Origin of the sequence: Marinomonas algicola (assembly GCF_014805825.1) — a bacterium.
GTDB classification, from domain to species: domain Bacteria; phylum Pseudomonadota; class Gammaproteobacteria; order Pseudomonadales; family Marinomonadaceae; genus Marinomonas; species Marinomonas algicola.
In genome coordinates, this window is record NZ_CP061941.1 from 3997245 (window position 1) to 4023747 (window position 26503).

A 26503-nucleotide genomic window follows, 5' to 3' on the forward strand; every position below is an offset into this window, starting at 1 on the left:
GCTGAGGTTCTTTAGCACAATTGAGTTTTAATTCATCGCCATACTGGCAACGTAATAGACAATGGCATAACCAATCGTATATGAAATCAGTAGGGCTATACTGTAACGAGAATAGGAACCAAAAGTTAAACCCTTTACTTTACTCATTGCAACAATGCCCGCAGCCGAGCCTATTACTAACAGAGAACCACCGACGCCAACCGCATAGGTAAGAGCGAGCCAATCGGCACTAGACATCACAATACCCGCTTTAAGAAGTGCTGCGGTTAAGGGTACATTATCTATAGCCGCCGATAAAATCCCCATCAAATAGCTCGCAGCAAATGGAGGTAACACGTCATACAGCTGAACAAAAGAGTCCAATACATCAATCTCTTTTAGCATACCGACCAACAACAAAATGCCAAGGAAGAAGAGTAAGGTTTCAAACTCAATAACTCGTATATATTCTAAAATAGGATCCGCTTCAATATCTTCATTGAAAAAACGAGCAATCAAAAACATAGAAGACATTCCAAACATGAAAGTCAGTACTGGAGGAATATCAAATAATACGTTAGCGATAATAGTGCCAATGATGGTCGCTAGAAAAACGACAGCAATAGCAATATCGACCTTACGAACGTCGGTTCGATGAAGTTGAACTTCTACCGTTTCTGCCATTCCCCTTGCTTGCATACAGGTAAGTAATATCACAGCGATAAATGCAGGAATAGACAACAATAATAAGTCAATAATACTCACTTTATGTGCAAGGAATATCATTAGGGTCGTTACATCACCGGTAATCAGCGCAACGCCTCCAGAGTTAACAGAGAAAACGACTAATGTAGCAAAACGAATGGTTTTTTTAGGGGTTAAATTAAGTGATAGAATTAATGTAATAGAAACTAAAGTAGCCGTTATATTATCGGCTAATGAAGAGAAGACAAAACAAAATATCGCAGTCAAAAATAGCAATGCCCTTTCACTAATACGTTTAGGCAAGAAGAGATAAATAAGGTTTTCAATCATGCCTTTCTTATTTAAATAAGCGACAAACGTCATTGCCGACACAAGAAATAACCAAAGACCTGCAATCTCAGAAATGTTCTCTTGGAAACCCGACATGACCTTTTCAGCATCATCACCTTGCCCATGGAAGATAAATAATAAAAGCCATGATAAAGTCCCTAAAAACAAAGTTACTTTAGCCTTATTAACATGAATAATATCCTCTAACACAACACCTAATAAGGCAATTACAGCCATACCAACAAGCACCATTTGTAAAATCACAGACATCTATTCATCCTCTAAAGTTAAACGTTAATTCTAAAAAATACGCTATTCTACAAATGTTATGTTCTATCTAATAGTATGGCAGGGAAGAAATGAAAACTAATTACATTATTATTAAACTCCAACTCTCTTCTATCGATAACGTGATAAATGCCGATTTACAGACGAAAAAAAACCCTGACGGCGTGAGCCATCAGGGCTTTCTAATTAAAACTTGACGACGACCTACTCTCACATGGCGAATGCCACACTACCATTGGCGATGACGCTTTTCACTTCTGAGTTCGGGATGGGATCAGGTGGTTCAACGTCTCTATGATCGTCAAGCAAACCGGTTGCGTTCGTTCTGAGTGCCTGTGTTAAGCCCTTAGGCTTAATCCAGCTTGTTCACTCACAACACGCCAGTACGTGCTTGAATCTTTAACAATGCGTTTTTGAAATAGCGATAACCAAGTATCAAACCAGCCACATCATCGCTGATGCGCGTCGTAATCTGTGTCTCTATGATCTTTTCATGATGCCGTTTGACCCTTCTCTGTTCGAGTTTTCTCAGTCTCTCTTTATCACTTAAAACCACTTTGGTGTTATATGGTCAAGCCTCACGAGCAATTAGTATTGGTTAGCTCAATGCCTCACAGCACTTACACACCCAACCTATCAACGTCGTAGTCTTCAACGGCTCTTTAGGGGACTTATGTCCCAGTGAGATCTCATCTTGAGGGAGGCTTCCCGCTTAGATGCTTTCAGCGGTTATCCCGTCCGAACATAGCTACCCGGCAATGCCACTGGCGTGACAACCGGAACACCAGAGGTTCGTCCACTCCGGTCCTCTCGTACTAGGAGCAGCTCCTCTCAAATCTCAAACGTCCACGGCAGATAGGGACCGAACTGTCTCACGACGTTCTAAACCCAGCTCGCGTACCACTTTAAATGGCGAACAGCCATACCCTTGGGACCGGCTTCAGCCCCAGGATGTGATGAGCCGACATCGAGGTGCCAAACACCGCCGTCGATGTGAACTCTTGGGCGGTATCAGCCTGTTATCCCCGGAGTACCTTTTATCCGTTGAGCGATGGCCCTTCCATACAGAACCACCGGATCACTAAGACCTACTTTCGTACCTGCTCGACGTGTCTGTCTCGCAGTTAAGCGCGCTTTTGCCTTTACACTCTTCGCATGATTTCCGACCATGCTGAGCACACCTTCGTGCTCCTCCGTTACTCTTTGGGAGGAGACCGCCCCAGTCAAACTACCCACCACACAGTGTCCTCGATCCCGATAAGGGACCTGAGTTAGAACCTCAAACATACCAGGGTGGTATTTCAAGTTTGGCTCCACTAGAACTGGCGTCCTAGTTTCAAAGCCTCCCACCTATCCTACACAAGTAGGTTCAAAGTTCACTGTGAAGCTATAGTAAAGGTTCACGGGGTCTTTCCGTCTAGCCGCGGATACACAGCATCTTCACTGCGATTTCAATTTCACTGAGTCTCGGGTGGAGACAGTGTGGCCATCGTTACGCCATTCGTGCAGGTCGGAACTTACCCGACAAGGAATTTCGCTACCTTAGGACCGTTATAGTTACGGCCGCCGTTTACTGGGGCTTCGATCAAGAGCTTCGCTTACGCTAACCCCATCAATTAACCTTCCAGCACCGGGCAGGCGTCACACCCTATACGTCCACTTTCGTGTTTGCAGAGTGCTGTGTTTTTAATAAACAGTCGCAGCCACCTGGTATCTTCGACCGGTCAATGCTTACGGAGTAAATCCTTCACACTAACCGGCGCACCTTCTCCCGAAGTTACGGTGCCATTTTGCCTAGTTCCTTCACCCGAGTTCTCTCAAGCGCCTTGGTATTCTCTACCTGACCACCTGTGTCGGTTTGGGGTACGGTTCATGTATATCTGAAGCTTAGAAGTTTTTCCTGGAAGCATGGCATCAACTACTTCGTCCAAAAGAGGACTCGTCATCAGCTCTCGGTCTTAAGAAAGCCCGGATTTACCTAAGCCTTCAACCTACTACCTTAAACACGGACAACCATCGCCGTGCTAGCCTAGCCTTCTCCGTCTCTCCATCGCAATATACATAAGTACAGGAATATTAACCTGTTTCCCATCGACTACGCATTTCTGCCTCGCCTTAGGGGCCGACTCACCCTGCCCTGATTAGCATGGGACAGGAAACCTTGGTCTTCCGGCGGGGAGTTTTTCACTCCCCTTATCGTTACTCATGTCAACATTCGCACTTCTGATACCTCCAGCCTGCCTTACAGCTTGACCTTCAACGGCTTACAGAACGCTCCTCTACCATGCAAGATAAATCTTGCATCCGTAGCTTCGGTGTACAGTTTTAGCCCCGTTATATCTTCCGCGCAGGCCGACTCGACTAGTGAGCTATTACGCTTTCTTTAAAGGATGGCTGCTTCTAAGCCAACCTCCTAGCTGTCTAAGCCTTCCCACATCGTTTCCCACTTAACTGTAACTTTGGGACCTTAGCTGACGGTCTGGGTTGTTTCCCTTTCCACGACGGACGTTAGCACCCGCCGTGTGTCTCCCGTAATTGCACTCATCGGTATTCGGAGTTTGCATGGGGTTGGTAAGTCGGGATGACCCCCTAGCCCAAACAGTGCTCTACCCCCAATGGTGAGATACGAGGCGCTACCTAAATAGCTTTCGAGGAGAACCAGCTATCTCCGAGCTTGATTAGCCTTTCACTCCTATCCACAAGTCATCCCCGGACTTTTCAACGTACGTGGGTTCGGTCCTCCAGTTAGTGTTACCCAACCTTCAACCTGCTCATGGATAGATCGCCCGGTTTCGGGTCTATTCCCAGCAACTAAACGCCCTATTAAGACTCGGTTTCCCTACGGCTCCCCTAAATGGTTAACCTTGCTACTGAAAATAAGTCGTTGACCCATTATACAAAAGGTACGCAGTCACGGAACTAAGTCCGCTCCCACTGCTTGTACGTACACGGTTTCAGGTTCTATTTCACTCCCCTCGCCGGGGTTCTTTTCGCCTTTCCCTCACGGTACTGGTACACTATCGGTCAGTCAGGAGTATTTAGCCTTGGAGGATGGTCCCCCCATATTCAGACAGGATACCACGTGTCCCGTCCTACTCGATTTCATTGATAAGGCGTTTTCGTATACGAGGCTTTCACTCTCTACGGCCAAGCTTTCCAGCTTGTTCTACTAACACCAAATCAACTTAAGGGCTAATCCCCTTTCGCTCGCCGCTACTTAGGGAATCTCGGTTGATTTCTTTTCCTTCGGGTACTTAGATGTTTCAGTTCCCCGAGTTCGCCTCATTAACCTATGTATTCAGTTAATGATACCCGCAAGCGGGTGGGTTTCCCCATTCGGAAATGTTCGGATCAAAGTTTGTTTATCAACTCCCCGAACCTTATCGCAGATTACCACGTCCTTCATCGCCTCTGACTGCCAAGGCATCCACCGTGCACGCTTGGTCACTTGACCATATAACCCAAAGTAGTTTTTTGATGCCTAACGCTTCTTAAAGAAGAGCCAGTATCAAAACAACACTCAGATCACATACCAACGATGCTTTTGTGTCATCACTGGATTTTACGATTTTAGAAAGTCATCCAGGTTATTCTCAATAAAGAGAAAGATGCTTTCCACCGGTTTGACGCTTGATTATCGTCTATTTCAAAAAGTTACATTGTTAAAGAGCAAGTTTAGTGCAAAGCACTAAGTCAGAAATTAACGCATAAGAATGCCTAAATAATTAACATGAATTATTTAGAGGTTAATGTCTTGCTTAAGGCTTTGACCAGATTGTTAGCAGCAGAATGAATACACTAGGACAGCGAATTCAGTTGAGTAAGTAATGGTGGAGCTATGCGGGATCGAACCGCAGACCTCCTGCGTGCAAAGCAGGCGCTCTCCCAGCTGAGCTATAGCCCCATTTATTACTCTATGTATTTGGTGAGTTAAAGAAGATGCCTTCAACTGCATACCAGAACACCAAGAACAAGCTGCTTAACACCGACCTTTAGCGAACTAAATGAAAACGTAAACCACACTGCTATTGATATATTGGTGGGTCTGGGCCGATTTGAACGGCCGACCTCACCCTTATCAGGGGTGCGCTCTAACCAACTGAGCTACAGACCCAAATACATAAGAATCAATTGATTCAATTTTCTGTGCTTCTCTATAAATTAGTCATCAGATAATTTGTGTGAACGCTCACCAGAGCTTCGTATCGTTTAAGGAGGTGATCCAGCCCCAGGTTCCCCTAGGGCTACCTTGTTACGACTTCACCCCAGTCATTGACCACTCCGTGGTAACCGCCCTCCTCGAAAGGTTAAGCTAGCTACTTCTGGAGCAATCAACTCCCATGGTGTGACGGGCGGTGTGTACAAGGCCCGGGAACGTATTCACCGTGACATTCTGATTCACGATTACTAGCGATTCCGACTTCATGGAGTCGAGTTGCAGACTCCAATCCGGACTACGACGCACTTTGTGGGATTCGCTTACTTTCGCAAGTTCGCCGCCCTCTGTATGCGCCATTGTAGCACGTGTGTAGCCCTACTCGTAAGGGCCATGATGACTTGACGTCGTCCCCACCTTCCTCCGGTTTGTCACCGGCAGTCTCCTTAAAGTTCCCACCCGAAGTGCTGGCAAATAAGGATAAGGGTTGCGCTCGTTACGGGACTTAACCCAACATTTCACAACACGAGCTGACGACAGCCATGCAGCACCTGTCTCAGAGTTCCCGAAGGCACTAAGCTATCTCTAGCGAATTCTCTGGATGTCAAGAGTAGGTAAGGTTCTTCGCGTTGCGTCGAATTAAACCACATGCTCCACCGCTTGTGCGGGCCCCCGTCAATTCATTTGAGTTTTAACCTTGCGGCCGTACTCCCAGGCGGTCTACTTATTGGTTAGCTTCGCCACTAAGTCATTACAACCCAACGGTAGTAGACATCGTTTACGGCGTGGACTACCAGGGTATCTAATACTGTTGCTCCCCACGCTTTCGCACCTCAGTGTCAGTATCAATCCAGAGTGTCGCCTTCGCCACTGATGTTCCTTCCTATATCTACGCATTTCACCGCTACACAGGAAATTCCACACTCCTCTATCGTACTCTAGCCTGCCAGTATCGGGTGCCATTCCAAGGTTGAGCCCTGGGCTTTCACATCCGACTTAACAAACCACCTACGCGCGCTTTACGCCCAGTAATTCCGATTAACGCTTGCACCCTCTGTATTACCGCGGCTGCTGGCACAGAGTTAGCCGGTGCTTCTTCTGAGGGTAACGTCACAGCTATTGAGTATTAATCAATAACCTTTCCTCCCCTCTGAAAGTGCTTTACAACCCTAAGGCCTTCTTCACACACGCGGCATGGCTGGATCAGGCTTGCGCCCATTGTCCAATATTCCCCACTGCTGCCTCCCGTAGGAGTCTGGGCCGTGTCTCAGTCCCAGTGTGGCTGGTCATCCTCTCAGACCAGCTAGAGATCGTCGCCTTGGTGAGCCTTTACCTCACCAACAAGCTAATCTCACGCAGGCTCATCTAATAGCGAAAGGTCCGAAGATCCCCTCCTTTCCCCCGTAGGGCTTATGCGGTATTAGCATGCGTTTCCACATGTTGTCCCCCACTACTAGGCAGATTCCTACGCGTTACTCACCCGTCCGCCGCTCGACGCCTGTAGCAAGCTACATCGTTTCCGCTCGACTTGCATGTGTTAAGCCTGCCGCCAGCGTTCAATCTGAGCCATGATCAAACTCTTCAGTTTAAGATCTTGTGCTGATAAATCAGCTTGCTTACTCAAATTTAACTCTAACTAAACTTAAATGTTTGTTTGATAAATCAAACAAACAAGAACGAATTGAAAGTGTTTGGACTCTCGTAAGACTTCAAATTTTTCGAAGTCTCCAGCGAGCGCCCACACAAATTATCTGATTAACTATTTTAAAGAGCGTGCTAACTAAAGTAAGACAAGAAGAACACAGTATTTTGTTTCTTCTTGCTGGGCAGTCACTCGTTGTTCTGAGTGGTTGTCCGTGTCAGCGAGGGCGTATATTAAGGATCTACAGATTTAGTGCAACCCTTTTTTGGCATTTATTATAAAAAAAACGCCAAATTGAGAAAAAACACTATCCGGTGTTTATTTTTCATACAAAACAACACAAACCACAAACAAAACCATCCTCTATTGATAAACATGAGGGTTAATTCACCCTCATATATTACAACGGCACTATAAGTTAGTACTGGCTTTGGCAGCCTCTTCTTGACGCCGCTTCCTTTCATAGATAATAGCAATTACTACAGTGACTAAAATCATCAACAACCCCAAAGCATTAACAGATGGCGTTAACCCTGTTCTTACTTTTGATGCGATATAAACAGTGAGCGTTGTATCGTACCCTTTAACAAACAGTGTTGTGTTGTAGTTTTCAAAAGATTGCAAAAATGCAATCACAGCAGCGGAAATGACCGCAGGCTTTAAATAAGGCAACAATATTCTGCGAAACGTTTGCCACTGACTCGCTCCCAAACTCATCGCAGCTTGCTCTAAAGTCCTATCGAACCGTTGTAAGCGTGCCAACACCATTAACATTACATATGCAGAGATAAACGTTGTTTGAGCAATGACAGTCAATACCATCCCGCCACTTACTGATAACCCCTTCCAAAAAATCAAAGTAGAAATACCGACAATAACGCCTGGCGTCAACAATGGCGACATCATCAACGAATAGATAAAGGTTTTTCCCCTCCCTTGAATTGTAGATAAAAACAGTGCACAACAAATACCAATAGGTACCGCAATAATTAACACGCCGAAAGCCACAATGATGCTTGTAAACAAAGCATTCCACATAGCACTGTCTTGCGCCAATTCTTCAAACCACTTTAAAGTAAACCCTTTCCATGGGGACACCGTTGGAAATCGGCTGTCATTAAAGGTAGCGGCCCCCATAATAATAAGAGGCGTAAACAAATAAATGAAAAACACTCCGATATAAAAACGTATACCCCATTTTAGTATGGTTGATGACTTCATCGAGCAATATCCCCTAAACCTACTTTAAAGATACGCATAACCAGTGCAATAAAACCAATACAGATTAGCAATAATAGAAATGCGTATGCGGCACCTTGATTCCAGTTACCGCCTTCAAAAAACCAATTATAAATAATTTGTGTAAACCAACGACTGCCAGGTGAGCCTAGTAGAGCAGGAACCGCATAACTGCCTGCGGCCAGCATAAAAGTCATAATACAGCCTGTTGCAATACCCGGTTTTGCATGCGGAATAATGATTCTGACATGAGTCCTAATCCAACCAGCACCGAGACTACGAGCGGCTTTAATTTGGTTCATATCTAAGTTTTCAATGGCATTATAAATAGGAAATATCATGAACAAGATGTAAGCGTATACCATGCCTAACATGACAGCACCGTCTCCATTCATAAACCTCATTGGGCGATCAATCAGACCAAGCGCTAATAACAAGGAATTCAATGGGCCTTTATAAGCCAAAATGATATACCAAGAAAAGGTTCTAAGAATTTCATTAATCCAAAATGGGATAATCAATAACAATATACACAATGCTGCCTGGCCAGGCGTAGCCACCTTAGCCAGATAAAAAGCCAATGGATAACTGACACAGAGCGTTAGCAAAGTCACCAAAACGCTAGACCAAATCGTTTTTAAGAAAATAGTTAAATGAATTTTATTGTCAAACAAGGTTTCATAATTAACTAACGAATAAGTATCTTTCTCTCCGCCTAAATCGCTTGGTAATAAATTTGGGCGCAATGAATAATCAACCATGAGTAGTTGAGGCAAAATAACTAAAGCGATCAACCACACAGAAATAATGGAAAGGATTGCTATTGCCAACCCCCCACCAAAACGTGCTTTTAATTGCTTAAACATGCTCTCCTCCAGTTATGACTACCGCATCTTTATTATGGTACGACAGTGTAATATGAGCGCCTGGCACCATTTCAGCTGAATATTGATCTGAGCCTATTTGCACCGCTAGACTATGGCCATATGCAGTTGTCGCATTAAGTGTTAAATAAGCCCCCTCAAAATTAATTTCTTTTATTGTTGCTTCAAAGCTATTACCTGCAGAAATCGAGGCCAAGCTAATGTGTTCTGGGCGAATATATAAAGTAGCTTCTTGCCCTTTTGCAATAGCGCCAACACCTTTACCAATCAATGAACCCAAAGGACCGCAGTCCAACACAATTTCTGCACCATTTATGTCTTTAACCGTGCCTTTAAAGGCATTATTTTCACCCACAAAAGAAGCAACAAAACCTGTTACAGGCTCACGATACAGTGTAATGGGATCGGCAACTTGCTGAATTTGACCTGCTGACATAACAGCAACACGATCAGACATAGTTAAAGCTTCGCCCTGATCGTGTGTAATATATATAAAAGTAATGCCTGTTTTTCGTTGAATTTCTTTTAGCTCTGTACGCATATGTTGGCGTAACTTCAAATCCAAAGCTGAAAGAGGTTCATCTAAAAGCAGGACTCGTGGTTCAACAGCTAATGCTCTCGCGATTGCAATACGCTGTTTTTGCCCACCAGATAAAGCAGAAACTTGCTTATCAGCACTGTCAGGTAAAGCGACCAATTCCAACAGTCTATCAGAGGCTTTTTTCCGCTCGCTCTTACTTACACCACGAACCTCAAGTCCAAACTCAATATTCTCCGCTACTGTCATTAAAGGAAATAAAGCTAGGTTTTGGAAAATCATCGATGTAGGGCGTTTATTGGCAGGAACGCCTCGCATATCCTCACCACCAATTCTAACCGCACCTTCAGTAGGATCTAGAAAACCGCTGATCATATTGAGAATCGTTGTTTTACCACAGCCTGATGGCCCCAAAAAACTAAAAAACTCTCCAGACTCAATTTTTAAGTCGGATTTTTGTATTGCTGTGAAATCGCCAAATTTCATTACTACATTATCTAAGTGAACACTGCTATCCATTGAAACTCTCTAACTCTATAATTCAATATTTAAAACGCAAAAAAGCCTCTACCCATATAAACAATAGGATAGAAGCTTTTTACGAAGGAGCTTAAGCTGACAAGTAACGATCTTGATACTCGTTACGTAATGCAACATACCAAGGTTCCTGGATCGGCCACCACCATAGATTCTTCAGCTCATCAGCTGTATAAGAATTTTGGAAGAACGCTTTCGTCGCTTCAGGCAGCAACGCATCCGCACCTTTTGCCGTTGAGTTATAACCTGTCGCTTTTACAAACATGGCTCCGGCTTCAGGAGTGTAGTACCAGTTAATAAACTCATAGACAGAATCAACATTGTTGGCATTTTTAGGTATAACAAAACCTTCCATCCATGCAAGCGCACCTTCTTTTGGTGCACCATAAGCAATAGGCTCTCCTTCAGACTGCAATTTAAACGCCGTGCTGTCCCAAGTTTGACCAATGACAGCACCATTTGTACGGAAGGCACCTTGCGCTTCATTTTCAGTTGACCAGAACTGAGCAATCATTCCTTTATGCTCAGAAGCCGTTTTCAGAATGACATCAAAGTTAGCACGCATTGCTTTTTCATTTTTATACGAGTCAAGCATAGGATAAGGAAGCTTACCCATACTTTCTAACCATAAACCAACACCTACTAACGCTGAGTGTCCTCGAACGGTTACGCCATCGGCATGCTCGGGGTTCCAAAGGTCGCCATAACTTAAATTGGAGCGGTCAACCTTAGCGTAGTCTTTATTATAAGCAATCGCTTCAGTACCCCAGTCAGATGGAGCAAAATAACGTTTACCATCAACAACGCCTCCCACTTCAGATCCAGAAAGCGCACTGTCTAAACACCCGTCCCAGTTGATTCTGGATGTATCCAAGGGCTGCACCAACTCGAAATCAACATACCCAGGAACACGATCAACGGTTGGCATTATAATATCAAAGCCCGTTCCATCTGTTGCACGCAATGAGTTCATTAGCTCATCATTTGTACCATAAGGTGTAAACGTCGCATTAATACCAGTTTTAGCTTTGAAATCTTGTAACATCTCATCTGTGATATAGCCAGCCCACGCATAAATGCGCAATTCTTTATTTGCCGCTACGGCTTTATTTATTGAAAATGTTGAGGCGGCCGTTACACCGGCAACTGACGCACCTTTAAGAAACTGTCTGCGGGAAAGTGTCATGTTCTTATTCCTATAATTAAGTCACACTGAAATACCAAGTGAAACGCACTTGAAACTCATGATGCCTAAAAGCAACACATTTATACTAGTTTACTACATTAATTTTAAATACCATTTAATACAAAATAATGACAGTTCTATCAAGTTGGAAGTTTTTTCTTGTCAAAAACACTCTTTTCATAGTAAATGTCGTTTTTGTGATACTTATGTCGCAATATAGCAAATGAAAGAAGATAGCATTTCATTTGAAACAAAAGGATGCCTTGTCTATCAGCCTTCACCTAGCATTAACAATATAAACAACTAAATAAAAAAAAGGCCAGCATAATGCTGACCTTTTAATCAATTAAAAAAAACAAGACAAACTAGAACAACACTCTAGCCTTAATAGTGCCTTCAACTTCTTTTACCTTCTCTAAAGCCAATTCACTCGTATCATAGGCTACATCCATAACCATATAACCTAACTTTTCTGTTGTACGTAAATATTGTCCCGCTATATTAATACCATTATCAGAAAAGATGCTGTTAATGCTAGAAAGAATACCAGGTCTATTCTCATGCACGTGCAATAAACGATGAAAGCCATCTTGAGCAGGCAATGCAACTTCAGGAAAGTTCACCGCCGCAGTAGTCGTACCGATATCAGAATATTGAATAAGCTTTTCGGCGACTTCAATACCAATATTTTCTTGCGCTTCCATAGTACTACCGCCCACATGAGGCGTTAAAATTACATTATCTAAACCTCTTAGAGGAGAAATAAACTCTTCGGCATTGCCTTTTGGCTCTACTGGGAATACATCAATGGCAGCACCGCTTAAATTGCCTGCTTTAAGAGATTCGGCTAATGCATCCAAATTAACAACCGTTCCACGAGAAGCATTAATAAAAATCGAACCTTTCTTCATTGCCGCAATTTCATTTACGTCAATCATCATTCTTGTGGATGCTGTTTCAGGCACATGTAAGCTAATAACATCACTTGTAGACAAAAGCTCCGTTAAGCTTTTTACTTGGCTGGCATTGCCCAAAGGTAACTTGGTGACAATATCGTAAAAGCAAACCTCCATACCTAACGACTCAGCCAATACGCTCAACTGCGTACCGATACTACCATAGCCAATGATGCCTAAACGCTTACCACGAGTTTCAAAAGAACCCACAGCTGATTTCATCCAGCCACCACGATGACAAATAGCATTCTTTTCAGGAATACCGCGCAGCAACAGAATCAATTGGCCTATCACTAACTCAGCAACACTACGAGTATTTGAAAAAGGCGCATTAAATACCACAACCCCCTTCTCACTGGCCGCATCTAGGTTCACCTGATTCGTACCAATACAAAAACACCCAACAGCCATCAATTTATTCGCATGGCTTAATACTTTTTCTGTCAATTGCGTTCTTGATCGAATACCAACAAAATGCGCTTCTGAAATTTTGTCAATTAATTCATTTTCCGCTAATGCAGTTTTGAAATATTCAATATTGCTATAACCAGCGGCATTCAATGCATCAAGTGCTGATTGATGAACACCTTCTAACAATAAAATTTTGATCTTATTCTTGTCTAATGAGGTATTTCTCATGGCTCGTTCGACTTCTCTATAGTAAGTGGGGGATAAGGTCCTCTATCTTAACACACAACAACACTAGCTATAATAAACATAAAGGAATGTCTTTCATTTTATTAATGAGTAATACTCATACAACGAACATAGATTAAGATAATTAAGAAAATACATAGCGTTTTTGGATATTGAGGTCTACTATATTAGAGTGTTTTTTAACCAACCGATAGATAGAGGTTTCTTGTTATGGAAGCAGGTTTATTAGCTGCGGCTGACAGAGCAAATTTAACCAGCTCTATACGGCCAATCACACCACCAGCAATCAGTGGTGGCGATAAAAGTCAGAATGAATCAACTCACTCTCCTAGCGTCCAAGTAAATTTATCAGACGCAGGGAGACAACGATCCATCGAATCACAGCAACAAAGTTCGGTTCAAGCTTCTGCAGAATCAGAGTCTGCAGAAAATCGTCCAACAAGATTTTCTGAAAGGCCATTAAATACCATCACCTCTTCTACAGGTGAATCAACCATCGCTTTGGCTTCAAACACAGCCACTGAAAGCCTAAACAACACGCCTTCTGCTAGCCAGATAAATAGCCGCAGTACAGCAGAGCAATCAAACAATATAGGTACACAAGAAAACGCTAACACGGGCACGGTAAACAACGCGACGACCGCTATATCACAACAGCAAGCTAGGCCCAATCAAAATGCCAGTGTGGTCACTCAATACAATGTGACACCGGACTCCATTCTTGGACAGTCTATCAGCACCCAAGCTTAAAAAAATAAAGTGCCTCATACATTAAAAACAGAAGGATGAATGAGGCTTTTCTGTATCTATATTCGACTCAAATAAACGCCACACTCTATATGGTGCGTATAAGGAAATTGATCAAATACGGCGTACCTATCAATCTTGTGAGTGGTTGAAAGAGCCTGCAGATTATTCTTTAATGTTTCAGGGTTACATGAAATATACAAAATCCTATCTACTTTACGCACTAACTCAACGGTAGCATCATCTAATCCAGCCCTTGGGGGGTCAACAAGCACCACATTTGGAGACAGTGATTCCATCCCGGCTTGAACAAGTTGCTTAGGCAGGTCGGTATCTCCATTTAACGCAGCAGAAACATCCTCACTCGCCATTTTAACAACATTCACATTTTTCATCCCATTCAGTGCGACATTCAATTCCGCTGACTGCACAGACACTTTGGAGATTTCAGTAGCAACGACCCGATTGAACCTCCGGGCTAATGGGATAGAAAAATTACCATTTCCGCAGTACATTTCAAGAAGATCGCCAGAGTCATCCTTTGTGACATCTAATGACCACTCAAGCATCTTTTCACTAATACCAACATTAGGCTGAGTAAAGCTATTCTCTACTTGCTGATAATGATACTTCTGCCCATTTACTGTTAACGTTTCTAATACAAAATCTCTTGTCAAAACCATTTTCTTTTTACGGCTACGACCCACAAAATGGCAGGCAGGAAAAACATCATATAACGTGGCGGATGCGGCCTGCCACACCTCATCAATTGGCTTATGATAAAGCAGGCTTATTAACGCCTCTCCGGTTTGTGTGGTTAAAAAGTCCACTTGGAAAAGCTTGTGTCGTAGAACAGAAATGCCTTTAATTGCGTCTAACAGCTCAGGCATTAGTTTATTAATAAGTTTGGATGCCACTGGAAACTGATCTACTCTGATCGGTTTTCTTGGATCATTCGAGTCAAACATAGCGTAATACATTTCATCACCATCGTGCCAAATTCGAAATTCAGCTCGCATCCTGTAATAAGAGTCTGCACTTTCAAACACCTCAACTTCAGGCATCGCCAACCCTTGGAATAACTGCTGTAAAGTCGTCAATTTTTCTGACAATTGATGATTATAAAGTTCAGGTTGAATGAGATTTGGGTTCATTAGAGTCGCTCGAAGGAAATGAGAATAAATTGATTACACTCAGGATTATACGGAATGCTCTAAAACAAATCTAATGCCTAATGCTAGAGCTTAAATAATCTTCGCCAAGTAAAATCTCTAAAGAAAGAGTCAGAGAAAACTCAGGATCAAAATCATTATCTGATTCATGCGTCATTTGGGGTGTAACTTGACCTATCAACCAGTTCCGATACAACACTCTTTTATAATTAATTGAATATAAGTAAGTATCAAGATCAGGGGCTGGATCGCCTGACTGAAGCACACTAAACTGATAGCGAATTTTATTATGATCATTAATAGAATGGTTTAAAAACACATTTTCACGGTAATAATACGTCTCTTCACGATTTAACCATGTTGAGCCAAATGACGTACCAAAGACTAAATTATTCGTCAAGGGAGTTGTTGCCTCAGAAGTAAAACTGATGCCAAACCCCTGAGAATAATAAGAAAATATCGATTCACGCAAACGTATAGACCAAGAAGAATAACGCCGATCTTGAGTAAAGCGAACTCTTACAAAAGGATCTAATGGAAAATCAACAAGAATACCGGCATCAAAATTGGCGTTCCATTCTGTTTTAACATATCGGATCGCCGCCGAGAATGTTTCTCCGAGTGCTTCTTTTTCAAAAGTAGAGGATGTGGCTTCTTGTATTTTATTATTTTCAGTAAGCTCATTCGCATCCGAGTCAATAACGAGTCTTAACCTATCTTTAGTATTTGGCAGACGGACTCCCATATGTAGCCCGAGAAAAGGAGAAGAATTACCAGTATCCGTAAAAACACCACCCATCTCCAAGCTGACAAAGCTTTGATTTGGTAAAGTAGAACTTTCTCCAGAGAAAAAAGCATCGAGCCCATTTGACCACTTACTCACCGTTTGTGACGCATTTTTGTGAGATACGGCCCACCACTCCAATTCATTAACACCCTCCACGTCTGCAGACCACGCAGGCATGGAGATAAAAGCAAACAACGCAAGCACATACAGAGAAACACATGTTAATGCTGAGAATGTTTTTGCGTTACATTTCATGTTAGATTGCCTTCAGCATTGAGCGCACCATCAAAGAGGAGTTCTTTGCAGCCACTTCAAGATAAGATTCAAAACTCAAGGAAGACTCCTTACCAGCAATATCGGATAATGCTCTGACAATGACAAAAGGCGTACCAAATTTATAACAAACTTGAGCGACAGCGGCCGCTTCCATTTCAACCGCCATCAAAGATGGAAAGGTTTCTCTAACGGCTTGAACTCTCTCAGGGTCATTCATAAAGCTATCACCCGTGCCAATTAAGCCTACTTTGGCCGTAATACCTGGAATCTCAGAAATGGCGTCTTTAGCCGCACTAATTAAATCATGATTGGCATTATACTCTGCGGGCATATTAGGCACTTGACCCATAACGTAACCAAAAGCAGTGACATCAACATCATGATGAATAACGGCATCAGAAATAACCACATCACCCACATTCAATTCAGCATCAAATCCACCAGCGGAGCCCGTGTTGATTACCTTGTCTGGGGTAAATCTTGAAAGCAATAAAGCGGTTGAAACAGCCGCATTCACCTTACCAATCCCAGACTTTAACAAAACAATCTCTCGACCATCTAATTTACCAAAGTAAAAATCGCATCCAGCGATGGTTTCACAAGATAAATCCGATAGCCACCCCTTAATTAAAGACACCTCTTCGTCCATTGCACCGATAATCGCCACTAAACTCATTCAAACACCCTCTAATTTTTTATGTCATTCTTGCTACTTACGAATTCTATCATTTCTTTTATACGAGACGCATCGTGTGGCAATCTAATTAAAAAAATCTCTGCGTCAATCTCAGCATCTATGGGTTGGGTCAATAGTATTCTGACCGTTGGAAACTCCATTTTCATGGTGGCCAGCTTACTTGAAACTTTTGTATCTAACGCCACAATAACTTCTATATCATAGTTATGTAAAAGAGAGGTGTAAGACTCCATTTCATCAACGAAGTGTGGCACAATATCATGATCAACAAGCTCACTTTTGACGATCGCTTTGGTCACCTTCGTTCCACCAACTAACAACCAATTACGGCCGTTAAGGCGTAAATCTTCAGGTATGACAGGCCTCAGCTGGCACAAGGAAATCAATAATTCAGCTACACTATAAGAAAACGGATAATAATCTAAGATAAAATCAGACCCATTGTCTACTTTATTACAACCAACCATTGCAATAGGAAGGTCTTTACGGTCAAGCATCATAGACATAGTTTCCGCCAACTCATTATAGTCAGGGTAAGAGTAATCCGCACACCCAACCAAAATAGCATCTATTTTTTCCAACGTATTTGATTGTAAGAAAAAATCGTCAACTGACCTCACACAAGTAACATTTACGGCAAGCCTATGTAAAGCAAACATAACCAAAGCACTTCTTTCATAACCATTTTCAATCCAGACAACAGAGAAATTACTAGGTAATTCAATCAATTCAGTTTCAGTAAACACATAAGGCAGAGATATCGATAAATGCTTATCGTTTCCGACCTCAAGTTTTGCCCCAACTTTCTCAACTAAGCGTTCTACAAGTTTAGAAAATACAGGCCTAGAATGGCTAACACCAAGAACATCAATGGTTAGTTTTTGATGGCTCACCTTAAAAGAAATGGATTTTTCCTCAACCAGCTCATTAGAATGAATCATCATGACTAACGAAGAAAGTAACGCTTTAAATTCACCTGGCCAGAAGTACATAACACTGGCCGCCTCCATATCACAATCAATAACAATATCGCCTCTGCTATAAAAAGTAATTGGCACTCTATCCAATTCACTGCAAAGTACCTTTCCAAGAGAAGATCGAGCTGAGTTTTCATCTTTTAAATCAGAAAGCCCTTTTAAACAAAACACCAAAGCATTTAACCATTCTCCAATTGGAAAGCTGTTCGAACTATCGCACCGACCCGCGAGGTATGAGAGCTCCAAGAGCAACTCTTCACTACCCACCTGTTGACCAATTAAAAATGCAGCAGGTTGAATCTGAGAAAGCTGCCATTCCAATTGAGTTTCTTTAGTAATGTCCTTCCCTATAAGAGCTAAACCACGAAAGCCACTTTCAGCTATATAAGCATAAATCGTCCAATGATAGGTTTTATTAACATGCGAAAAACTTAATGTAAAAGTCGTTCCAGCTTCACCTTTAAGCGCCTTCTGAATAGATGAATGGCTCGTAATTGGCATAAAATCAAACAGAGTTCTCGCATTCTCGGCATCACTAAATAGAACTTTGGCATCTTGGTTCATGCGTAAAACAGAGGCCACTTCATCACAGAAGATAACGACCGTTGAGCTCCCTTCCATAAGAAGCTGCAGTGCGCCAAGCTGCTCTTTTTCACTTGCACTTCTTCCATTAATAATTTTTTCTATTTCATCAAACTCTTTATAGGCCGCATTCTGAGTTAACATCAAATCATTCATTGAATATAACATCGGGGTAAAAATAGCGCTTCTAGCCAGCTTTACAATGGTCAAATAGCCACTCAGCAATATCAAGGCTAGAAGGAGCATTTTATACGGAACCTCATCCTCAAAGGAGAAAAGTTCCGTTTGCTGTAACAAAACACCTAACTCGATTTTTGATGGGGTGCCAGACAAACTTATCTCCTCTTTATACATACGCATCCATTCATCGACTGGTGCTTTAGGCGTTTTTACATCAAAAATCCCCCCCCCTTGATTCGTCAGTAAACTCACACCATCCACACTGGCACTTTTTAACAAAGAGTGAGCAAATACAAAGTTATTATTGAGAGAAATAAACCCGTAGATATAACCTAAATTTCGGCCTTGCAAAGAAACGATTTCTTTTTTAAAAACCAAAAAGTAATCACTTACACCTGTTGTAAATACTTGCCACTTACCTATTTTTGAAAACATATCGTACACAGAAGCAGAGCCATCTAAATAAAGTTGACTTCTCGGGTCTTCAATTGAAAAGCCATCTTCCCTTTCAATGTGGATAAAATCGATGACGCCTAATAAAAAAGTGTCATGGCTAGAAAAGAGAGATTTCATCTCTCGGCCACTTGGAAGACCAGAGCTCGCAAATAGCTGAGCAATCCCACTGATTTCAAATTCAGCTTTTTGTAAATAGGTAAAAAAGGCTCTTTCTACTAAATCGTGTTTACTCTTTAATTGATTCAATGAATTCTGTTTGAACTGAGTAAAATCCCAAGCCATAACAAGACAGGACAAAATAATAAATCCTAGTGTGAAAAAAACACGAAGACGCTTTTTAAAACGCTGCTCCAAGCTCTCTTTTTCTACAGGCATCAAGCGCACCTCATGTGAACGTACTTTTTACATCAGAAGAGGATCAAACAGATAACCTTCAAAGGTTAAGTTTGATAAGTATAAAGTTGGGTACCTCTTACTCTCCAAGTGGTGTTTGATCATTTCAGCTAAAGCAACTTCAACTTTATCAAAAGGCACCTTAAACCGAACTAAAGACGCATCTTTTTGACTCAAATCGCCTTCATACTGCCAGCGATTGATAATAGTCACCTTATCCTGACTCAAGCCAAATAAATCCAAATGCTCTATAGATAAAAAATTATCGCACTGAAAAACTAAGACATTTCTATTTTCACTTTTTAACGCTCGCAGCAGAGTACGTCTTAATGAATCAGACCCATCAAAGTACACAATTTTTTCCGCTGTATACCCACTAGCCGTGAAAGAGTCCAAGAATTCGTTACAATATTGCTGATTTCGATAGCCACTATCAAAAGCAATTGTCACAATATCAGAATCTGGCCGATGAATATGACCCAAAAGGTTAGCAAAAGAATCAGCAAGTGCTAAATAGTTAACGCCAGCATAAAAAACAGCACTTTCGTTTTCCCAGCCCTTTACTGGCGACGAGACGTCATAGAGCATTATTTTAGTGTCATTTTTTCTTAAAATAGATTCAATAATGGCTTTTTGCTGAATCCTTTCTAGGGTAGTAATCAAATAATCTGGAGGGTACTGCATCACTTTTTGGTAAGCCTCAAACAAAGTGTCATTCTCAACATCTAGACTGTATTCAACAACATCTAATCGATAATCTATTTGAAGACGCTTCATTCTCTGCTTAAAAGCACTCAAAAAAGAAGACCGGCGAGTGTTTTTCGGTAAAATGGCCGATATATTAATAGTATTAACTTGAGGGAACAGAAGAGGTTCTGCAGGACGGTTTACGACACCCTCGAACTGTTTCATTAAAGAAGCTTGTCGAGGTCGCTCTTCCAAATAGACATCGCTATTTAAAAATTCAAATCCATAAGAATCATTTACGGCAATAAAGATTACCAATAGAAAATAACGTAGCATAGTTTCACTCAATCTTGGAAAACATCCATTTCATGTAGTGTACTACTTAGAAGAAAAATAAAGAAAAAAAAAGCTGACATAAAGTCAGCTTTTTTTAATTTGGTGCGGAAGGAGAGACTCGAACTCTCACGCCGTGAAGCACTGGAACCTAAATCCAGCGTGTCTACCAATTCCACCACTCCCGCAAGGAATGACGAGCATTATAGGGCGGTATTTCTTAACGTCAACAGTTTTTTGAGAAAATCATTAAAAAAATGCCATATTAAAAAAAACACACCTAATATCTAAAACTTACGATCGTCATTGTACAAACCCTGCTCATAACGTACAGCCATTTCTTCTAGGTCAATTGTATTGATTCTTGATGCCTGACCAGCGCAACCAAACGCTTCATAACGATCAATACAAACGGCCTTCATTGCACGAATACTTTCAGTCAAATATTTGCGAGGATCAAAGTTTCCTTTGTGTTCAGCAAGACTTCGACGAATAGCGCCAGTAGCCGCTAAACGTAAATCGGTATCAATATTAACTTTACGCACACCATAACGAATGGCTTTTACAATTTCTTCCACTGGTACACCATAAGTTTCTGGGATGTCACCACCAAACTCATTAATAATAGATAACCAATCTTGAGGCACGGAAGAAGAGCCATGCAACACAATATGTGTATTAGGCAGCAACTCAACAATCTTAGCAATACGCTCGATATCAAGAATGTCACCAGTAGGCGGCCTAGTAAACTTGTAAGCACCATGACTTGTACCAATCGCAACGGCTAACGCATCAATCCCTGTCGCATTAACAAAATCTACAGCTTCTTTAGGGTCTGTAAGCATTTGATCCATCGTCAAAATGCCCGCCGCACCAACGCCATCCTCTTCACCTGCTTCGCCTGTTTCTAGAGAACCTAAAACACCTAGCTCGCCTTCTACAGAGACACCACAGGCATGAGCAAACTCAACTGTGCGACGAGTTACATCAACATTATAATCATAACTTGCAGGTGTTTTACCATCCGCCATCAAAGATCCATCCATCATGACGGATGAAAAGCCAAGCTGAATGGAGCGCTGACATATAGCAGGTGAAGTACCGTGATCCTGATGCATAACAACAGGGATATGTGGGTAATCCTCAATTGCCGCCGCAATCAGATGACGAAGAAAATGGGAACCCGCATATTTACGAGCGCCTGCCGAAGCCTGCATAATAACAGGAGAATTTACTTCATCTGCCGCTTCCATAATGGCTTTAACCTGCTCCATGTTATTCACATTAAAAGCTGGTAAACCATAACTGTGTTCCGCTGCGTGATCTAGCAACTGACGCATACTAATTAAAGGCATAAATGTTTCCTCTGAATATATATCGTTATTAAGTGCAAATAACGAATTTCGATTGGTGTATGTAAACTCTCTAGTTTTTATCAAGCTAGTACCCAATAACATGAGCACTAACAAGTGGCTTTTTGCCTTATAATTTTTTTATATTCTTTATTAAACTAGTTTTTTGATCGGGTTTCTAGCATTGCCACCGCCGGCAGTATTTTTCCTTCAACAAATTCAAGAAATGCACCACCACCAGTTGATATATAAGACACCTTATCCTGAATGCCATATTTATCAACCGCCGCTAAAGTATCGCCACCGCCAGCAATTGAGAACCCTTTGCTATCCGCAATCGCCATAGACAATGTTTTTGTACCTTCTCCAAACTGGTCGTATTCAAAAACCCCTACCGGACCATTCCAAATAATGGTTTTTGCTTCTCCCAGTAACGCGGCTAGTTTTTGTGCTGTTTTTGGGCCAATATCTAAAATCATGTCATCTTCAGCAACATCTTGTACGTCTTTAATGGTCGCAGCCGCTTCAGCAGAAAACGTTTTCGCCACAACAACATCTACAGGCAACGGAATCGATGTTTTTTGCATTAGCGCTTTTGCTTGCGGAATTAATTCTTTTTCATAAAGCGACTTCCCTACTGGATAACCTGCCGCCGCCAAAAAGGTATTAGCAATGCCGCCTCCAACAATAAGTTGGTCTACCTTTTCAGACAACGTTTCCAGCACGGTGAGTTTAGTCGACACTTTTGAGCCACCAACAATCGCAGCCATCGGTTTTTCTGGTGCAGCCAAAGCCTTTTCTAAGGCATCGAGCTCAGCGGCTAACAGAGGACCAGCACAGGCTACTGGAGCGTATTTTGCGACACCATGAGTAGAAGCTTGAGCTCGATGAGCCGTACCAAAAGCATCCATTACAAAGACATCACACAACGCGGCCATTTTTTTCGAAAGCACATCGTCGTCTTTTTTCTCACCTGGATTGAATCGTACGTTCTCAACCAAAACAATTTGCCCTGCTTCTACAGCAACGCCATCAAGCCAGTCTTTCATTAACGTGACCGGCTGTTTCAATAAATCAGAGAGGTGATCAGCAACAGGTTGCATCGAAAACTCAACATCAAACACCCCTTCTGTTGGACGACCCAAATGGGACATGACGATCACTTTAGCACCAGCATCCAATGCCATTTTTAAAGTAGGTAAGGCAGCACGAATACGAGCATCACTAGAAACCTTGCCATTTTTAATTGGCACATTAAGATCTTCTCGAATCAAAACTCGCTTATCAGCCAAGTTCAAATCCACCATTTTTACTACGGTCATGTCATTTCCCCATTTAATAAAATATATTAAAAACTACAATATTAGATCTTACGCCCCCAATAATTCGCGACGTCTAGCATTCTATTTGCGTAGCCCCACTCATTATCAAACCAGCAAAGCAGCTTCACCAGTTGACCATCAACCACTTGAGTTTGTGTGCCATCAATAATGACAGAACGCGCATCATGATTAAAGTCAACGGACGCATGAGGCTCTTTGGTAAAGCCTAATATATTATGATATTTACCACGAGAAAGGCGTTCGAAATAAGAGTTCACCTCCTCTTTCGTTACCATTTCTTTCGTTCTAATAACAAGGTCAATTGCCGATACATTAATCGTTGGCACTCTCAGGGCATTACAAGCAATCTTTGATCCTAACGCTGGAAGCAACCGTTTAATCCCCTTAGATAGACCTGTATCTACTGGGATAATTGAACTCATAGCCGATCGTGTTAAGCGTAAATCATTCTTATGATAAGCATCAATAATGGGTTGATCGTTCATAGCAGAATGAATGGTTTGAGTCGTTCCATGTTCAATACCGACCCATGCTTCCATGGCTTCTAGAATTGGAATAATGCAGTTCGTTGTACAAGAGGCGGCGGAGACAATAGTATGAGACGCCTCAATTTCGGATTCATTAAAACCAAAAACAATTGTCGCATCCACATCACTATCTGCTGGCTGAGACAATAACATCCTGTGAACGCCCGCATTAATGTACTTTTGCGCAGATTCTCTAGAAGAAAAGCTACCAGAGCACTCCAGTAGCATATCAATACTGAGTGATTGCCAATCGACTCTATCCGGATCGGATTCCGCCAAACATAAAATCAGATCGTCACCGACTTTTAACGAGCTTTCTTCGCATGAAACAGACATCGGAAATCGACCATGCGTACTATCATAACGGGTCAAATAGCTAATAGTATCCAAATCCGATAGTTCATTTATCGCTACAACCTGTATGCTATCCCTATAATCGTTTTCATAAAGCGCTCGCAATACAGAGCGACCTATACGCCCATACCCATTAATAGCCACTCTTAACATTGATTTATAACACCTTAAAACGACGTTTATAATTCCAGTAAAAAAGGGCCATTATGGCCCTTTTCATAGATCATCGAATTTACAAAATACCGTTCACAGTTTCAACGACATTATCGACAGTAAAACCGAAATGTTTAAGTAGTTCACCACCGGGAGCCGATTCTCCAAAAGTGGTCATGCCTACAGCCGCGCCTTCAAAACCAATATACTTATGCCAGAAATCCGCATGAGCCGCTTCTATAGCAACACGCTTAGTCACTGATTTAGGCAATACTGACTCTCTGTAATCCGCATCTTGAGAGTCAAACGCGTTAGTGGAAGGCATAGAGACAACTCGAACGTTTTTACCTTGTGCTGAAAGCGCCTCAGCCGACTCTCGCGCCAACTGAACTTCAGAGCCAGTAGCAATCAAAATGACATCAGGAGTACCTTGACAGTCTTGCAGTACATAGCCACCTTTTTCAACGTTGGCCAATTGCTCCGCCGTTCGATCTTGCGCTTTTAATCCTTGACGACTAAAAATAAGAGACGTAGGCGCATCACTGCGTTGGATGGCCACTTTCCATGCAACAGCTGTTTCAGCTGCATCGCATGGGCGCCAAACAGACATGTTCGGTGTCATACGCAAATTAGCTAATTGCTCAATAGGTTGGTGTGTTGGACCATCTTCACCTTGACCAATAGAGTCATGGGTATAAACGAAGATATTCTGAATCCCCATTAAGGCGGACATACGTACAGCATTACGCGCATATTCCATAAACATCATGAACGTTGCGCCGTAATTGATAAAACCTCCATGTAATGATGCACCATTCATAATGCCGCTCATACCAAACTCACGAACGCCATAGTAAATGTAATTACCTGCGGCATCATCTTGAATACCTTTAGAACCAGACCAAAGCGTTAAGTTAGAGCCTGCAAGATCCGCCGATCCACCTAATAATTCAGGTAGCATAGCGCCATAAAAACCAATTGCGTTTTGCGATGCTTTACGACTTGCAATGCCTTCCGCTTTCGCCTGGCACTCTTGAATAAAGGCTTGAGCTTTCTCTTCAAAGTCAGCCGGAAGCTCACCTTTCAAGACGCGTCGTTCATATTCTGCCGCTAATTCAGGAAAAGCCAACTGGTAGGCCGCAAACTTGTCATTCCAAGCCGATTCATTTTCAGAGCCTTTATCTTTAGCATCCCAACCAGAATAAACATTTTCGGGAATGTCAAAAGGAGCATGATCCCATCCCAAAAAACCACGTGCGGCGGCAATTTCAGCGTCACCAAGAGGCGCGCCATGACAATCATGACTGCCCGACTTATTCGGTGAACCAAAACCAATAATGGTTTTGCAACAAATCATAGATGGTTTATCCGTTACCGATTGGGCTTCGGTGATCGCAGCTCGAATTGCCTCAGGGTCATGGCCATCAACACCTGCAATGACATGCCAACCATAAGACTCAAAACGTTTAGGCGTATCGTCGGTAAACCAACCTTCTACATGACCGTCAATAGAAATACCGTTGTCATCCCAAAATGCGACTAATTTGCCTAGACCTAATGTACCAGCCAATGAGCAAGCCTCATGAGAAATACCTTCCATTAAACAACCATCACCTAAGAAACAGTAAGTAAAATGATTCACTAGATCATGCCCTGGACGGTTAAATTGAGCCGCCAATGTTTTCTCAGCAATCGCCATACCTACAGCATTACTAATACCGGCTCCCAAAGGCCCTGTAGTCGTTTCAACACCTGGCGTGTACCCATACTCAGGATGGCCAGGTGTTTTTGAATGCAACTGACGGAACTGTTTAAGGTCTTCAATCGATAGATCATACCCAGATAAATGCAATAGAGAATAGATCAACATTGATCCATGACCATTTGAAAGAACAAACCGATCACGGTCAGCCCAGTTTGGGTTTACTGGATTATGTTTTAAAAAATCATTCCAAAGGACTTCTGCAATATCAGCCATGCCCATAGGGGCACCTGGATGTCCTGAGTTGGCTTTTTGTACAGCATCCATACTTAATACGCGAATGGCATTAGCGAGTTCTTTTCGAGATGACATCTATTTCGGCTCCTGATGGCGTTTAAATATCTAAGTATTCTCACCTCTATTGTCGCCCTATGCAACGCCTACGCTCTCATATAATGCTCATAAAAGGAAAAAAACACGGTCCTTCAAGAAAACATAAATAAAACTTAACAAATTTACTTCAAAGATCGGTTGATTTTGCTCTTATTCTGGTTCAAAATTGGACATTAAAGCGTCGATTTGTTTCGGCTTGCGGACGCTATATAAAATCAGCTAAACAGAAGCAATACGCCTGTTTAGCTATTCTTCAAAGCTAAGCGGGTTTTTTTATGCCTTTTTAGCGCTTTAT

The 26503-nt window shown here is 42.1% G+C and carries 16 protein-coding genes, 3 tRNA genes and 3 rRNA genes; 1 reads left to right on the plus strand and 21 read right to left on the minus strand.

The annotated features are described in order from the left end of the window. Nucleotides 1-27 precede the first annotated feature (27 nt). From nhaD to serA, 11 genes are all read right to left on the minus strand, one after another. The gene (gene nhaD, locus IEZ33_RS18340; RefSeq protein ID WP_191601433.1) at nt 28-1284 is read right to left on the minus strand and encodes a sodium:proton antiporter NhaD; all 1257 of its coding nucleotides are present in this window, start codon (nt 1282-1284) and stop codon (nt 28-30) included. 209 nt (nt 1285-1493) lie between these two features. Beyond that, nucleotides 1494-1608 (minus strand): 5S ribosomal RNA (rrf, locus tag IEZ33_RS18345). 261 nt (nt 1609-1869) lie between these two features. After that, nucleotides 1870-4756 (minus strand): 23S ribosomal RNA (locus IEZ33_RS18350). A 374-nt stretch (nt 4757-5130) separates the two neighbouring features. Continuing rightward, nucleotides 5131-5206 (minus strand) — tRNA-Ala (locus IEZ33_RS18355). 133 nt (nt 5207-5339) lie between these two features. Then, nucleotides 5340-5416, minus strand: a tRNA-Ile gene (locus tag IEZ33_RS18360). A 96-nt stretch (nt 5417-5512) separates the two neighbouring features. Next, nucleotides 5513-7046, minus strand: a 16S ribosomal RNA gene (locus tag IEZ33_RS18365). The 16S, 23S and 5S rRNA genes sit together here with 2 tRNA genes alongside, the layout of an rRNA operon. Nucleotides 7047-7511: 465 nt before the next feature. Beyond that, the gene (locus IEZ33_RS18370) at nt 7512-8321 is read right to left on the minus strand and encodes an ABC transporter permease (protein WP_191601434.1); all 810 of its coding nucleotides are present in this window, start codon (nt 8319-8321) and stop codon (nt 7512-7514) included. After that, on the minus strand, nt 8318-9205 hold the full coding sequence (locus IEZ33_RS18375) for an ABC transporter permease (RefSeq protein WP_191601435.1): 888 nt from the start codon (nt 9203-9205) through the stop codon (nt 8318-8320). Before IEZ33_RS18375 ends, IEZ33_RS18370 begins: the two co-directional genes overlap by 4 nt. Next, entirely contained in the window at nt 9198-10280 is a 1083-nt protein-coding gene (locus IEZ33_RS18380; RefSeq protein WP_191601436.1) for an ABC transporter ATP-binding protein, read from the minus strand. The genes IEZ33_RS18375 and IEZ33_RS18380 overlap by 8 nt, the downstream gene beginning before the upstream one ends. 91 nt (nt 10281-10371) lie before the next feature. Continuing rightward, nucleotides 10372-11484, minus strand: coding sequence for an extracellular solute-binding protein (locus IEZ33_RS18385; protein WP_191601437.1), 1113 nt, complete (start codon nt 11482-11484; stop codon nt 10372-10374). Between the two features lie 365 nt (nt 11485-11849). Next, a complete protein-coding gene (serA, locus tag IEZ33_RS18390; protein WP_191601438.1) occupies nt 11850-13079 on the minus strand; it encodes a phosphoglycerate dehydrogenase in 1230 nt (409 codons plus the stop codon). A 228-nt stretch (nt 13080-13307) separates the two neighbouring features. Between serA and IEZ33_RS18395 the strand changes: the two genes are divergently transcribed. Then, entirely contained in the window at nt 13308-13847 is a 540-nt protein-coding gene (locus IEZ33_RS18395; protein WP_191601439.1) for a hypothetical protein, read from the plus strand. Nucleotides 13848-13903: 56 nt separating this feature from the next. Here the strand turns inward: IEZ33_RS18395 and trmA are convergent, their stop codons facing one another. The 10 genes from trmA to tkt all read right to left on the minus strand — a co-directional run bounded on the left by trmA (nt 13904) and on the right by tkt (nt 26187). Beyond that, a complete protein-coding gene (gene trmA / locus IEZ33_RS18400) occupies nt 13904-14998 on the minus strand; it encodes a tRNA (uridine(54)-C5)-methyltransferase TrmA (RefSeq protein ID WP_191601440.1) in 1095 nt (364 codons plus the stop codon). A 70-nt stretch (nt 14999-15068) separates the two neighbouring features. Beyond that, nucleotides 15069-16058 carry a hypothetical protein gene (locus tag IEZ33_RS18405; RefSeq protein WP_191601441.1) on the minus strand — a complete coding sequence of 330 codons (990 nt, stop codon included), beginning with the start codon at nt 16056-16058 and terminating at the stop codon, nt 15069-15071. Nucleotide 16059: 1 nt separating this feature from the next. Continuing rightward, a complete protein-coding gene (gene mtnN / locus IEZ33_RS18410; protein WP_191601442.1) occupies nt 16060-16755 on the minus strand; it encodes a 5'-methylthioadenosine/S-adenosylhomocysteine nucleosidase in 696 nt (231 codons plus the stop codon). Between the two features lie 11 nt (nt 16756-16766). After that, on the minus strand, nt 16767-19346 hold the full coding sequence (locus IEZ33_RS18415) for a hypothetical protein (RefSeq protein WP_191601443.1): 2580 nt from the start codon (nt 19344-19346) through the stop codon (nt 16767-16769). A 27-nt stretch (nt 19347-19373) separates the two neighbouring features. Continuing rightward, nucleotides 19374-20387 carry a type 1 periplasmic-binding domain-containing protein gene (locus IEZ33_RS18420; protein WP_191601444.1) on the minus strand — a complete coding sequence of 338 codons (1014 nt, stop codon included), beginning with the start codon at nt 20385-20387 and terminating at the stop codon, nt 19374-19376. A gap of 100 nt (nt 20388-20487) precedes the next feature. Further along, a tRNA-Leu gene (locus IEZ33_RS18425) sits at nt 20488-20572 on the minus strand. A 99-nt stretch (nt 20573-20671) separates the two neighbouring features. Beyond that, nucleotides 20672-21739 carry a class II fructose-bisphosphate aldolase gene (gene fba / locus IEZ33_RS18430; protein WP_191601445.1) on the minus strand — a complete coding sequence of 356 codons (1068 nt, stop codon included), beginning with the start codon at nt 21737-21739 and terminating at the stop codon, nt 20672-20674. 155 nt (nt 21740-21894) lie between these two features. Then, nucleotides 21895-23058, minus strand: coding sequence for a phosphoglycerate kinase (locus tag IEZ33_RS18435; protein ID WP_191601446.1), 1164 nt, complete (start codon nt 23056-23058; stop codon nt 21895-21897). Between the two features lie 41 nt (nt 23059-23099). Continuing rightward, nucleotides 23100-24113 (minus strand): type I glyceraldehyde-3-phosphate dehydrogenase, encoded by a 1014-nt coding sequence (locus tag IEZ33_RS18440; RefSeq protein ID WP_191601447.1) that lies wholly within the window; start codon nt 24111-24113, stop codon nt 23100-23102. 79 nt (nt 24114-24192) lie between these two features. Next, nucleotides 24193-26187, minus strand: a complete 1995-nt coding sequence (tkt, locus tag IEZ33_RS18445; protein WP_191601448.1) for a transketolase — start codon at nt 26185-26187, stop codon at nt 24193-24195. Nucleotides 26188-26503 lie beyond the last annotated feature (316 nt).